At 65.2% G+C, this 12,895-nt stretch carries 9 protein-coding genes; 3 read left to right on the top strand and 6 right to left on the bottom strand.

Annotated elements, in window-relative coordinates; all coding sequences use genetic code 11:
• Window positions 1-8: 8 nt before the first annotated feature.
• The 3 genes from pstA to pstS all read right to left on the bottom strand — a co-directional run bounded on the left by pstA (window position 9) and on the right by pstS (window position 3,041).
• Window positions 9-872, bottom strand: a complete 864-nt coding sequence (gene pstA, locus ACF8O7_RS24930; RefSeq protein WP_034347746.1) for a phosphate ABC transporter permease PstA — start codon at window positions 870-872, stop codon at window positions 9-11.
• A gap of 17 nt (window positions 873-889) precedes the next feature.
• Entirely contained in the window at window positions 890-1,828 is a 939-nt protein-coding gene (pstC, locus tag ACF8O7_RS24925; protein WP_016447461.1) for a phosphate ABC transporter permease subunit PstC, read from the bottom strand.
• A gap of 172 nt (window positions 1,829-2,000) precedes the next feature.
• On the bottom strand, window positions 2,001-3,041 hold the full coding sequence (pstS, locus tag ACF8O7_RS24920; protein WP_016447462.1) for a phosphate ABC transporter substrate-binding protein PstS: 1,041 nt from the start codon (window positions 3,039-3,041) through the stop codon (window positions 2,001-2,003).
• Between the two features lie 247 nt (window positions 3,042-3,288).
• On the opposite strand from pstS, the gene ACF8O7_RS24915 reads away from it, so the two are divergent.
• Window positions 3,289-4,773 carry a Ppx/GppA phosphatase family protein gene (locus tag ACF8O7_RS24915; RefSeq protein ID WP_126312156.1) on the top strand — a complete coding sequence of 495 codons (1,485 nt, stop codon included), beginning with the start codon at window positions 3,289-3,291 and terminating at the stop codon, window positions 4,771-4,773.
• Between the two features lie 117 nt (window positions 4,774-4,890).
• On the opposite strand, the gene ppk1 is transcribed toward ACF8O7_RS24915, so the two are convergent.
• A complete protein-coding gene (gene ppk1 / locus ACF8O7_RS24910) occupies window positions 4,891-7,335 on the bottom strand; it encodes a polyphosphate kinase 1 (protein ID WP_047473911.1) in 2,445 nt (814 codons plus the stop codon).
• Window positions 7,336-7,544: 209 nt separating this feature from the next.
• Between ppk1 and ACF8O7_RS24905 the strand changes: the two genes are divergently transcribed.
• Window positions 7,545-8,516, top strand: a complete 972-nt coding sequence (locus tag ACF8O7_RS24905; protein ID WP_016447465.1) for a Ppx/GppA family phosphatase — start codon at window positions 7,545-7,547, stop codon at window positions 8,514-8,516.
• A gap of 109 nt (window positions 8,517-8,625) precedes the next feature.
• Window positions 8,626-10,479, top strand: a complete 1,854-nt coding sequence (locus ACF8O7_RS24900) for an EAL domain-containing protein (RefSeq protein ID WP_016447466.1) — start codon at window positions 8,626-8,628, stop codon at window positions 10,477-10,479.
• A gap of 86 nt (window positions 10,480-10,565) precedes the next feature.
• Here ACF8O7_RS24900 and glmM read toward each other — a convergent pair whose 3' ends face one another.
• Together glmM and folP are read right to left on the bottom strand one after the other, a co-directional pair.
• Complete coding sequence (gene glmM / locus ACF8O7_RS24895) at window positions 10,566-11,909, bottom strand: phosphoglucosamine mutase (protein ID WP_046984523.1); 1,344 nt, start codon at window positions 11,907-11,909, stop codon at window positions 10,566-10,568.
• Window positions 11,910-11,925: 16 nt separating this feature from the next.
• Complete coding sequence (gene folP / locus ACF8O7_RS24890) at window positions 11,926-12,762, bottom strand: dihydropteroate synthase (protein WP_016447468.1); 837 nt, start codon at window positions 12,760-12,762, stop codon at window positions 11,926-11,928.
• Window positions 12,763-12,895 lie beyond the last annotated feature (133 nt).

Here is a 12,895-nt window from a genome sequence, read left to right as displayed (position 1 = left end):
TTGCTGCATTACTTCTGGCGTGTCAGGAAACGCGCCAGGATATTGAGACCGAGCACCGCCACGGTGATCAGGAACACACCAGCCCAGGCCAGTTGCTGCCAATTCTCGTAAGGGCTCATCGCGAACTTGAAGATGGTCACCGGCAGGCTGGCCATGGGCTTGGACAGGTCGGCATTCCAGAACTGGTTGTTCAGCGCCGTGAACAGCAGCGGGGCGGTCTCGCCGGCAATACGGGCCACGGCCAGCAGCACGCCGGTGATCACGCCGGCGCGCGCTGCACGCAGCGTCACCATGATGATGACCTTCCACTTGGGCGTGCCCAGCGCGTAGGCGGCTTCGCGCAGGCTGGCAGGCACCAGCACCAGCATGTTCTCGGTGGTGCGGATGACCACGGGAATCACGATCAGCGCCAGCGCCACCACGCCCGCATAGCCGGAAAAGCTCTTGAAGCGCGCCACGACCACGGTGTAGACGAACAGGCCGATCACGATGGACGGCGCCGACAGCAGGATGTCGTTGACGAAGCGTGTGGTATTGGCCAGCCAGCCACGCGCATCGTATTCGGCCAGGTAGACACCGGCCATCACGCCGATGGGCGTGCCCACGAACGTGGCCAGGGCCACCATGATCAGCGAGCCGAAGATGGCGTTGGCAATGCCACCGGCCTCATTGGGCGGAGGCGTCATCTCGCTGAACAGTGCCAGGCTCAGGCCGCCGATGCCCAGGGTGATGGTCTCCCACAGAATCCAGATCAGCCAGAACACGCCGAAGGCCATGGCAGCCAGGGACAGGGTCAGCGCCACCTGGTTCACACGCTTGCGCTGGGCATACTTGGCCTGGCGCACGCGCGACAGCTCGGCGGCATTGATCATCTTGGTGGAGGTGCTGCTCACGAGCGTGCTCCTTCATTCTTTTGCAGGCGGTTGAGCAGGACCTTGGAGCAAGCCAGCACCACGAAGGTGATGAAGAACAGCACCAGACCCAGATAGATCAGCGAAGCCTGGTGCAAGCCCTCGCCCGCTTCGGCGAACTCGTTGGCCAGGGCCGAGGTGATGCTGTTGGCAGCCTCGAAGACCGACAGCGAGTTGAGCTGGTTCATGTTGCCGATCACGAAGGTCACGGCCATGGTCTCGCCCAATGCACGGCCCAGGCCCAGCATCACGCCGCCGAGCACGCCGGTCTTGGTGTAGGGCAGAACCACCTTCCAGACCACTTCCCAGGTCGTGGAACCCAGGCCATAGGCGGACTCCTTGAGCAGGGCCGGAGTGACCTCGAACACATCGCGCATCACGGAGGCGATGAAGGGAATGATCATGATGGCCAGGATGATGCCGGCCGACAGGATGCCGATGCCCACCGGCGGGCCGGACACGAAGGCCTCCAGATAGGGAACGCCCTGGAACAGCTTTTGCAGGGGCTGCTGCACATAGGTGGACAGCACGGGGCCGAACACCATCAGGCCCCACATGCCGTAGACGATGGAAGGCACGGCGGCCAGCAGCTCCACGGCCGTGCCCAGCGGGCGCTTGAGCCAGGCCGGCGACAGCTCGGTGAGGAACAGCGCGATGCCGAAGCTCACGGGCACCGCAATCAGCAAAGCGATGGCCGAGGTGGCCAGCGTGCCGTAGATCATGACCAGGCCGCCGAATTCGTTGCGAACGGGGTCCCAGACACTGCGGCCGAGGAAACTCAGGCCGTATTCATAGATGGCGGGCCAGGCACCGACCAGCAGCGAGGCCAGGATGGCCAGCAGCAGGCCCAGCGTCAGCAGCGCGGCCAGACGCGCGAGAGCGCCAAACAAGCGATCCGCTACGCGCCCCGACAGCATCGGGGGGCGTAGCGGAGAAGGTGTGCGTCGCTGGGAAGCCTGTGCAGAGGCGGCCAGCGAGTTCGAGGGCGACGTTGTGGACACGTGAGGCGCCTTTATTCGCGGTTTGTGAAGGGATCAGGGGAGCCATGATGCACCTGCCGGCGGTGCGCCATGGTCCCCTTTTCAGGGTTTACTTCAGGGAAATGGCAGTGCCGGAGGTGTCCTTGATCTGGCCCCAGGATTGGAAGATCACGTTCTTGACGGCGTCAGGCATGGGCACGTAGTCCAGGTCGGTGGCGGTCTTGTCGCCGGACTTGTAGGCCCACTCGAAGAACTTCAGCGAGGCAGCGGCCTGTGCAGGCTTGTCCTGGGCCTTGTGCATGATGATGAAGGTGGCCGAGGTGATGGGCCATGCCTCCTTGCCAGGCTGGTTGGTCAGGATCTGGTAGAAGCTCTTGGCCCAGTCGGCACCGGCAGCAGCGGCCTTGAAGGTGGCGTCATCAGGGGACACGAAGGTGCCGCCTGCGGTCTGCAGCTGGGTGTAGGTCAGCTTGTTTTGCTTGACGTAGGCGTACTCGACGTAGCCGATGGAGTTGGGCAGGCGACCCACGAAGGCGGCCACGCCTTCGTTGCCCTTGCCGCCTGCGCCCGTGGGCCAGTTCACGGCCTTGCCTTCGCCAACCTTTTCCTTCCACTCGGCATTGACCTTGGACAGGTAGTTGGTGAAGCCGAAGGTGGTGCCCGAGCCGTCAGCGCGGCGCACGGGAGCGATGGTGGCATCAGGCAGGTTCACGCCCGGGTTCAGGGCCTTGATGGCCTCGTCATTCCACTTGCTGATCTTGCCCAGATAGATGTCGCCCAGCACCTGGCCGGTCAGCTTGAGCTGGCCGGGCTGGATGCCCTTGATGTTGACCACGGGCACGATGCCGCCGATCACGGTGGGAAATTGCACCAGACCCTTCTTAGCCAGTTCTTCATCCTTGAGCGGCTCGTCGGAGGCGCCGAAGTCCACGGTCTTGGCTTCGATCTGCTTGATGCCGGCGCTGGAGCCCACGGACTGGTAGTTGATCTTCACGCCGGTGGCCTTGTTGTAGTCCGCAGCCCACTTGGAGTACAGCGGAGCCGGGAAGCTGGCGCCTGCGCCGGTGGCTTCCTGCTGAGCCAGGGCCTGGCCCACGCCGCCCGCAGACAGAGCACCAGCCACCAGAATGTGAATCACAGACAACTTCATGTACAGACCTCTTAGGGGTTGAAAGATGCGATGGCTGGACTGTAAGAAGGCTTTGTGACATTGATGTGACATGGAAAAAAGGCGTCACAAACAGCAGGCCTTCCCATGTAAGAACCCGGTCATCGCGATGTCACAATTCCGTCTTAGTCTTGTGTGTCGCACGAGCAGGCACCAGACAGGTGCAGCCCTGCCTCCTCGGACATCGCTGTGCAATCGTGCTCGACGAATCTTGATTGGCGTTTCTTTCATGGCACCAGAATCCCTGCTCGCTGCCGTTGACCTCGGGTCCAACAGCTTTCGCCTCGAAATAGGCCGCGTCGGCAGCCACCAGCGCATAGAGCGCGTGGAATACCTCAAGGAAACCGTGCGCCAGGGCAATGGGCTCAACGAGCGCCATGAACTGACTGACGAAGCCATGCAACGCGGCTGGGACTGCCTGGCACGCTTTGGCGAACGGCTGGCCGGCTTTGCGGCCGACCAGGTCCGCGCCGTGGCCACACAGACCCTGCGCGAGGCCCGCAACCGCGATGTCTTCATCGCGCGAGGCAGCACCCTGCTGGGCTTTCCCATCGAAGTCATCTCGGGCGAGGAAGAGGCCCGGCTGATCTATCGCGGCGTCTCCAGCCTGCTGCCGCCGTCGTCTCAACGGCGTCTGGTGGTGGACATTGGCGGGCGCTCTACCGAAGTCATCATCGGCCAGCATGGCGAAGCGCGCCAGGTGGCCTCCTACCCCATAGGCAGCGTGGCCTGGAGCACGCAGTTCTTTGGCGAGGGCACGCTGTCGCGCGCGCACTTCTCGGCCGCCATCAAGGCGGCGCAGGCAGCCCTCACCCAGACCGTATCGGCCTATCCAGCCACCGCCTGGGACTGCGCCTATGCATCGTCAGGCACGGCCAACGCCGTGGGCGACATCCTGGCTGCCAACGGCTACTCCGGGCGGCTGATCACGCCCGACAGCCTGCGCTGGCTGCATGAGCAGCTGATGGAGGCCGGCCATGTGGACCGCATCCGCCTGGCCGGACTCAAGGAAGACCGGCGAGCCGTCATCGCCGGCGGCCTGAGCATTCTGATGGCCGCCCTGGGCCTTCTGGGCATCGACGAACTGGAGGTTGCACAGGGCGCGCTGCGCCAGGGCGTGCTGCACGATCTGCTGGAACACGAGCCGCCTGCCGATCGCGAAGCCGCCGAGATCGCGGCGCTGCAACAGGACTTCGGCATTGACGCATCCCACGCTCTGCGTGTTCGCAAGGTGGCACGCTGGGCCTGGCAATCGCTGCAGGCGCAGCAGCCGCCCGATGCACTGGCCACGCACGCACTGGACACGGCTGCCAGCCTGCATGAGATCGGCATGCGCATCTCTCTGAGCGCCTACCACCGCCACGGCGCCTACATCACCGAACACTGCAGTGCTGCCACCTGGCCCGTGGAGCTGCGCGAACGCATCACCCAGCTGGTGCTTGGCCACCAGGGCAAGCTGCGCAAGCTCGAGGCAGCCATCGAGGACAGGGCTGTGGCCTGGCCACTGCTGGCGCTGCGCCTGGCCGTGCAGCTGTGCCACGCCCGGCGCGATCCCGATCTGCAGGGCATGCGCCTGCACCGCTCGGACAGCGTCTTTCACCTGACCGTGCCGGAAGGCTGGACCAGGAGCTACCCCCAGTCCGCCCAGTTGCTGCGCACCGAAGCCGTGGCCTGGCAGAAGACGCCCTGGACGCTGCAGTTGCATCTGCACTGAACGCCGAACGTCTCCGGCTGCCGCAGCGACAAGCAAAAAGCCCTGCCAGCGCAATGCGTTGGCGGGGCTTTTCGATTGCACAGGGCAGGCACGCGGCGCCCTGACAGGATATGCGGCTCAGGCCCGAGGGCCGTAACGCTCCATCAAGGCGTTCTGCGCCCCCAGGCCCGTGGTCGGATAGGGTGCGCGCTGGTAGGCGCCATTGGCTTCCAGCGTCCAGGCGTCGCGGTTGTCATGCAGGCTGGCGACAAGACATTCGTCTATCACCTGCTGGCGCAACGCCGGATCGCGCACAGGCCAGGCCAGCTCCACCCGGCGCATCATGTTGCGGTTCATCCAGTCCGCACTGGACAGCAGCAACTCCTGCTGATTGCCCCAGGCGAAGTAGAAGACGCGCGAATGCTCCAGGAAGCGGCCGATGATGGAGCGCACGCGGATGTTGTCCGTCCAGCCCTTGCGCTGCGGCGGCAGCATGCAGGCGCTGCGCACGATGAGATCGATGCGTGCGCCCTGCTGACCGGCACGCACCAGGGCCTGCATGAGCAACTCGTCAGTCAGCGCATTCATCTTCAGCACAATCCGCGCCTCTTCGCCGCGCTGTGCGGCCTCGCCCACCTGGGCAATCAGCGCCAGCATGCGATCGTGCAGCTGGAACGGTGCAATCACAAGCTGGTGCAGCTTGGGCAAGCGGTTGTGGCTGGACAGGTGGCTGAATACGGCATCCATATCGGCCGTGATCTGTGCATCGCAGGTCAGTTGGCTGATGTCCGTGTACAGGCGCGCCGTGCGCACGTTGTAATTGCCGGTGGACAGGTGCCCGTAGCGCTTGAGCTGACCGCTGCGCTTTTCGCGCCGGGTAATCAGCAGCATCTTGGCGTGCGTCTTCAGGCCCAGCACGCCGTAGACCACCTGGGCGCCCAAGGCCTCTAGCTTCTCGGCGGAGTTGATGTTGGCCTCTTCGTCAAAGCGGGCCTTGAGTTCCAGCACGGCCAGCACTTCCTTGCCACGGCGAACCGCCTCGGCCAGCAGCTGCATGATCTCGGAGTCCGACCCCGTGCGGTAGATGGTCTGCTTGATGGCCAGCACCTCAGGGTCATTGACGGCTTCGCGCAGCAGCTCCAGCACGCCGTCGAAGCTCTCGAAGGGCTGGTGGATCAGCACATCACGCTTGCGGATCTGGGCCATCACCGAGCGGCCCGGCTGCAGCTGGCGCGGCCATGCCGGACGCCAAGGCGGAAACAGCAGCGCGGGGTCATCGACCAGATCCACCAGCTGCGACTGGCGCACCAGGTTCACGGGCCCCTTGACGCGGAACAGTGCCTCGGTCGGCAGGCCGAACTGGCCCAGCAGCAGGTCGGACAGCATGGGCGAGCAGGCAAAGGACACCTCCAGCCTCACCGCCTGGCCGTAGTGGCGATGGTGCAGACCCTGGCGCAGGGCCGTGCGCAGGTCGCTGACGTCTTCCTCATCCACTGCCAGGTCCGAATGGCGCGTGACACGGAATTGCGCAAACTCCGCCACCTCACGCCCCGGGAACAACTCGACGAGATGAGCACGCACGATGCTGGAGATGCTCACGAACAGGCGCTGCTTGCCCGCGATCTTCTCGGGCAGGCGCACCAGGCGCGGCAAGACACGCGGCACCTTGACGATGGCCACCTCGTTGGCACGGCCAAAGGCATCGACACCTTTGAGGCGCACGATGAAGTTCAGCGCCTTGTTGGCCACCTGGGGGAATGGATGGGAGGGGTCCAGGCCCACGGGCATGAGCAGCGGCTGGACTTCGCGCAGGAAGTACTCGCGCACCCATTTGCGCTGGGCGCTGCTGCGCTCGCCATGGGATACCACGCGTATGCCCTGCCCCGCAAAGGCCGGAATCAGCGACTGGTTGTACAGCGTGTACTGGCGCAATACCAGCTCATGCGCCTTGTCCATCAGCGAGCGGAAGCTCTGCAGGGTGTACAGGCCCTTGGCGTCGCCGGCCTTGGCGGCCGTCACATGCGGGGCGCAACGCACCTCGAACCATTCGTCGAGATTCGAGGAGACGATGCACAGATAGCGCAAACGCTCCAGCAGCGGCACATCTTCACGCACGGCCCAGTCCAGCACGCGCTCATTGAAGGCCAGGATGCAATGGTCACGGTCAAGAAACTGTTGCTGCTGCTCTTGCACTTCACCGCTTTCGGCTGTGGCGTGCAGTCCAGTGTATTCGGGGGCGGGAAGCCTTGCAGAAGAAGCAGAGGCAGAAGCCGCAATGGCCTGGCCCTGCAGCTCCGACAAGGCGGTGGAGAGGCTTTTCGCCAGAGGCATCATCGGGACATTCAGGGGTGCAGAGACGGGTATGGGAGCTGTCTGGCGGGCCATGCCCAGCGAAGCCGGCCCTGCGGGCACGGCACGCGCTCCCTGTTCATGTTCTGGTTCGGCAGGTGCGGCAGAGGCGCCACCGGGAATCGGCGTGAATGTCTGGGGCATGGATGCAGGGGCCCGGCCTGGGCAGGACCCGGTAGTCACCCCGCTAGCCGGGGATTCGGGCAGTCTGCCCCGGATTTGTGACATGTTCATGACATCCATTCCTCTGTTCATGACATCTGTCATACAAGCCAAGCCAGGCGCAAGCAACGGCGCAGAAACCGTCACGCAAAAGTCATGACCCAGTCACACCGGCACGAGAGCGACGCGACATCGCCGGGGTGCTAAGCTAGCTGCCTTCCCCTGGATGCCGTTGGCTGCTGCAAACCTGCCGCAGCCGTGCCGTCGTCCGCCTTTCGCGCATGTCCTCTTCCAATCCCCCCGAAAGCCGCCTGGCCGCCATCGACATTGGCTCCAACAGCTGCCTGCTGGCCATGGCCCGCAGCGACGGCGCAAAGGTACAGCTGCTCAGCCATCGCAAGGAAGCCATACGCCTGGGCAGCGCCCTCGACGCCCAGGGCGCGTTGAGCCTGGAGGCCATGCAGCGCGGCTGGGCTTGCCTGGAGCGCTATGCGCAGGTGCTGGGTGATTTGCCCCGCCACCGCGTACGTGCAGTGGCCACGCAGACGCTGAGAGAGGCATCGAATCGCCAGATCTTCCTGGACGAAGGCCAGCGCATCCTGGGCTGCCCCATCGAGGTCATTGACGGCGAGGAGGAAGCACGCCTGATCTATCGCGGCGTCGCCCAGTTGCTGCCGCCCGGCGCCCAGCGGAGGCTGGTGGTGGACATCGGCGGCCGCTCGACCGAGCTGTGCCTGGGTCAGCAGCGGCAAGTACTGCAGGCACGCTCCTTCGCCTTCGGCAGCGTGACCTGGGCCTTGCGCCACTTCCCCGATGGCGAGTTGTCGGCCCAGGCCCTGTCCCAGGCCGAAGCAGCCGTGGCCGACATCATTGCGCCCGAAGCAGGACTTTTCGCTGCCGGGCAATGGAGCCATGCCTATGGCTCCTCGGGCACGGCCGGTGCCATTGTCAAGGTCCTGGCCCATGCGCCCGGGGGCACGGCCGGCTGGATCACGCGGCAAGGGCTGGACTGGCTGCATGCGCAGTTGCTGCGCGCAGGCCATGTCGACCGTGTGAACATGGACGGACTCAAGGAAGAGTTGCGCCCCATGATCGGCGGCGGCATGAGCGTGATGCGGGGCATCTTCTCCAGCCTGGGCATCGAGCGCATGCGCGTCACGCACGGCGCCCTGCGCCATGGCGTGCTCTATGAATTGGCCCACAAGCTCGATGCGCAGGCCAAGGGCCGGCAACGACAGTCCACCGGCACCTGAAAACCAAGGCCCTGCCCTCGCCAGGGAACGACAAAATGCTGTTTTGCGCGCAAGTGCTACACTTTGTAAGTTCCCCCTCATCCCTTTACCACCGCCCTACCGCTTCGCCATGTCCGCGCCGACGATTGCGTACGACCCTGTACTCGAACGTCCGTCTTCGATGATGGCGGCGTCGCTGCAGCGCAGCCTGCGCGAGCAGCAGGCACTGCTCGACAATGCCGGCGTGGGCATCGTCTTCATCCGCCAGCGCGTCATCGTCCGATGCAACCAGTGCTATGCCGACATCTTCGGCTACGCGGGCGAACATGCGCTGGTCGGCATCAACAGCGAGCACCTGCACCCCAGCCGCGACGAGCTGCGCAGCCTGGGGCGCGAGGCCTATCGCACGCTGAGCGCGGGCCTGTCCTTTCGCACGCAGCGCCGCCTGCGCCGCAAGGATGGCAGCCTGTTCTGGGGTGAACTGACGGGCCGGCTCATCAATCCGGGCGATGCACGCGAAGGCTCCATCTGGATCGTCAGCGACATCGACGACCGTCTGCGCGCCCAGCAGGCCCTGAGCCAGGCCCACGAACTGCTGGAGCAGCAGGTGCGCGACCGCACACGCGAACTCAGCGCCACGGTGGAGAACCTGCACCGCGAGATCGCCGACCGCAAGCTGGACCAGGAACGCATCTACTGGATGGCGCACTACGACGCGCTCACCGGCCTGCCCAACCGCACGCTGCTGGCCGAGCGCAGCGCCCGCGCCATCGAGCTGGCCAAGGTCAACGACACGCCACTGGCCGTGATGTTCCTGGACCTGGACCATTTCAAGCATGTCAATGATTCGCTGGGCCATCGCGTGGGCGATGCCCTGCTGGTGGAGATTGCCCGCCGCCTGCGTGCCGTGGTGCGTGACCGCGATACGGTGGCCCGCATCGGCGGCGACGAATTCGTGCTGCTGCTGCCCGGTGCCAATGCCCAGGGTGCGGCCCGCGTGGCAGGCAAGCTGCAGGAGGCGTCGCGCCAGGCCTACCAGATCGACCGCCACGAACTGACCATTGCGCCGTCCATGGGCATCGCGCTGTACCCGCGCGACGGCCACGACATCGACTCGCTGACACAGGCCGCCGACGCGGCCATGTACCACGCCAAGCAGGCCGGCCGCAACACCTACCGCTTCTTCACTCCGCAGATGCAGGCCCAGTCCCTGCGCGCCCTGCAGCTGGAGAACGCCTTGCGGCGGGCGCTGGAGCGCAATCAGCTGTATCTGCACTACCAGCCGCAGATCACCCTGAGCACCGGGCGCGTGCGCAGCGTGGAGGCACTGCTGCGATGGGAGCACCCCGAGCTGGGCTCGGTCTCGCCCGCGGAGTTCATCCCCGTCGCCGAGGACAGCGGCCAGATCCTGCAGATCGGCGAATGGGTGCTGCGCAGCGCCATGCAGCAACTGCAGGCCTGGCGCAATGCGGGGCTGCGGGACCTGAAGGTGGCCGTGAACCTGTCGGCCATCCAGTTCCACCAGCAGCAACTGCCCGAAATCATCAACCGCATCCTGCTCGACAGCGACCTGCCGGCAGATTCTCTGGAGCTGGAGCTGACCGAGGGCGTGGCCATCCATGATCCGCGCCAGGCCACGGCCACCATGGACCGGCTGCGCGAGCATGGCGTGCGCCTGGCCATGGATGACTTCGGCACCGGCTATTCATCCCTGAGCCAGCTCAAGCGCTTTCAGATCTACAAACTCAAGATCGACCAGTCCTTCATCCAGGACCTGGACCACGACAGCAATGACCGCGCCATTGTCAGCGCCATCATCCGCATGGCCCAGGCCCTGGGCATGCAGACCACGGCCGAAGGCGTGGAAACGGAGGCGCAGCTGGAGTTCCTGCGCGAGCAAGGCTGCGATGAAGCCCAGGGCTACCATTTCAGCCGCCCGCTGCCGCCCCAGGCGCTGGAGGCCTTTCTGCGCAGCCAGGGCTGAACGGCTCACCGCGCCACGGTCTGCAGACGAAAAAGCCGAAGACTGCAGCTTCGGCTTTCCATGGCCGGGAGCGTGCCGCACGCCGCTCAGGGCATGGGTGAATTCTTCGCCACGCTGGCCAGGCGCTCGGCGCAGCGGCTGGCCTGGTCGCCATCGCGTGCCTCCACCATCACGCGCAGCAAAGGCTCGGTGCCGCTGGCGCGGATAAGCACGCGCCCCGTATCGCCCAATTCGGCCTTGACGGCCTCGGTGGCTTCCTCAAGCTGGGTGTTGCGCTTCCAGTCCTGGCCCGGCTGCAGCCGCACGTTGAGCAATACCTGGGGAAACAGCTGGACCGAAGACAGCCACTGCGACAGGCTCTTGCCCGAACGCACGCAGGCCTGCAGCACCTGCAGCGCGCTGACCAGGCCATCGCCCGTGGTGTGCTTGTCCAGCGCCAGCAGATGGCCCGAGCCCTCGCCCCCCAGTGTCCAGCCCTGGCGGTGCAGCTCCTCCAGCACATAGCGGTCGCCGACCTTGGCGCGCACAAAGCCCACCCCCTGGGACTTCAGCGCCACCTCCACGGCCATATTGGTCATCAGTGTGCCCACGGCACCCGGCACGGCCTCGCCACGCGCCAGCCGGTCGGCCGCCATCAGGTACAGCAGTTCGTCGCCGTTGTAGAGCCGGCCAGCCGCATCGACCAGCAGCAGCCGGTCGGCATCACCATCCAGCGCCACACCGAAGTCGGCCTTGTTCGCTCGCACGGCCAGCACCAGGGCCTCGGGATGGGTGGCACCCACGCCTTCGTTGATGTTCAGTCCATCGGGCGCACAGCCAATGGCCACCACATCGGCCCCCAGTTCATGGAAGACCTTGGGGGCGATCTGGTAGGCCGCGCCATGGGCCGCATCGACCACGATCTTCACACCCTTGAGCGTGAGCGCATGGTCGAAGGTGCTCTTGCAGAACTCGATGTAGCGCCCTGGCGCGTCTTCAAGGCGCCGGGCCTTTCCCAGAGCGGCAGAGTCGACCCATACGGGATCTTCGGTCAAGGCCTGCTCGACCTCTTCCTCCCAGGCATCGGGCAGCTTGGTGCCCTGTGCGCTGAAGAACTTGATGCCGTTGTCGTAATAAGGGTTGTGGCTGGCGCTGATGACCACGCCCAGGCTGGCGCGCTGGGCGCGCGTCAGATAGGCCACGCCCGGCGTGGGCAAGGGGCCCAGCAGCATCACGTCCACGCCGGCAGAGTTGAACCCGGACTCCAGCGCGCTCTCCAGCATGTAGCCCGAGATCCGCGTGTCCTTGCCGATCAGCACCATGGGACGGGCTTCCTTGCGCCGCAGCACACGGCCCACGGCATGCGCCAGACGCAGCGCGAAGTCGGGGGTGATGGGCGAACGGCCCACCAGGCCGCGAATTCCATCGGTACCAAAATATGTGCGTGCCATAGTGCTCCTTTGTTGTTCAGTCGTTGTCGTGCATGGTCTGCCAGACCGTCAATGCCGCCACCGTATCGGCCACGTCGTGCACGCGCACCACGCGCGCGCCACGCTCCACCGCCAGCAGTGCCGCCGCCACGCTGGGCACCATGCGCTGGCCCTGTGGACGGCCACTGACCTGCCCGAGCGAGCCCTTGCGCGACCAGCCGGCCAGCAGCGGGAAGTCTAGGCCCAGCAATTCATGCTGGCGTGCAAGCAGGGAAAAATTCTGTGCCACGCTTTTGCCGAAGCCGATGCCATAGTCCCAGACGATGCGCTCCCGCGCCACGCCCCGGGCCAGCAGGGCATCGCTGTGCAACTGCAGGAAATCGCGCACGGCGGGCACGGCATCGCCTTGCATGGGCGTGGTCTGCATGTCCTGCGGCGTGCCATGCATGTGCATGAGACAGATGCCGCAGCTCGGGTGCGCGGCCACCACCTGCTGCGCGCCCGGCTGGCGCAGCGCCCAGATGTCGTTGACGATGTCGGCCCCCAGATCCAGCACGGCCTGCATGACCTCGGGCTTGTAGGTATCGACGGAGACAGGCACGCCCAGTTGCACTGCGCCCTGTACAACAGGCAGCACGCGCCGCAACTCCTCATCCAGCGGAACAGCCGGTGAGCCGGGCCTGGTGGACTCGCCGCCAATATCGAGGATGTGCGCGCCCTCACTGACCAGTTGCTCTGCATGCCGCAAGGCCTGCTCCACCGTGTTGTGCCGCCCGCCGTCGGAAAACGAGTCGGGCGTCACATTGACGATGCCCATGACCAGTGGACGCTGAAGGTCTAGAACAAAGCGCGAAGTCTGCCATTGATGCGGCATGGGATTTCCTGAAGGTAGGCGCCTGCCGGACCGGGTTCATCGCTGGCCGTTGCGGGCAATTGAACACATCCTGCAAGCAAAGCAAAAGGGCCCCTCAGGGCCCTTTGCATGGGATTGACCGATTCTGCGGCAA

Origin of the sequence: Delftia sp. WSY_16, from assembly GCF_043104415.1 — a bacterium.
Taxonomy (GTDB): Bacteria; Pseudomonadota; Gammaproteobacteria; order Burkholderiales; family Burkholderiaceae_C; genus Comamonas; species Comamonas tsuruhatensis.
This window is presented reverse-complemented; position numbering and strand designations above follow the sequence as displayed.

Bases quoted from the DNA above. Each gene is read 5' to 3' on its own strand.
- pstA (WP_034347746.1), bottom strand. From the start codon at position 872: ATGATCAATGCCGCCGAGCTGTCGCGCGTGCGCCAGGCCAAGTATGCC.
- pstC (WP_016447461.1), bottom strand. From the start codon at position 1,828: ATGCTGTCGGGGCGCGTAGCGGATCGCTTGTTTGGCGCTCTCGCGCGT.
- pstS (WP_016447462.1), bottom strand. From the start codon at position 3,041: ATGAAGTTGTCTGTGATTCACATTCTGGTGGCTGGTGCTCTGTCTGCG.
- ACF8O7_RS24915 (WP_126312156.1), top strand. From the start codon at position 3,289: ATGGCACCAGAATCCCTGCTCGCTGCCGTTGACCTCGGGTCCAACAGC.
- ppk1 (WP_047473911.1), bottom strand. From the start codon at position 7,335: ATGAACATGTCACAAATCCGGGGCAGACTGCCCGAATCCCCGGCTAGC.
- ACF8O7_RS24905 (WP_016447465.1), top strand. From the start codon at position 7,545: ATGTCCTCTTCCAATCCCCCCGAAAGCCGCCTGGCCGCCATCGACATT.
- ACF8O7_RS24900 (WP_016447466.1), top strand. From the start codon at position 8,626: ATGTCCGCGCCGACGATTGCGTACGACCCTGTACTCGAACGTCCGTCT.
- glmM (WP_046984523.1), bottom strand. From the start codon at position 11,909: ATGGCACGCACATATTTTGGTACCGATGGAATTCGCGGCCTGGTGGGC.
- folP (WP_016447468.1), bottom strand. From the start codon at position 12,762: ATGCCGCATCAATGGCAGACTTCGCGCTTTGTTCTAGACCTTCAGCGT.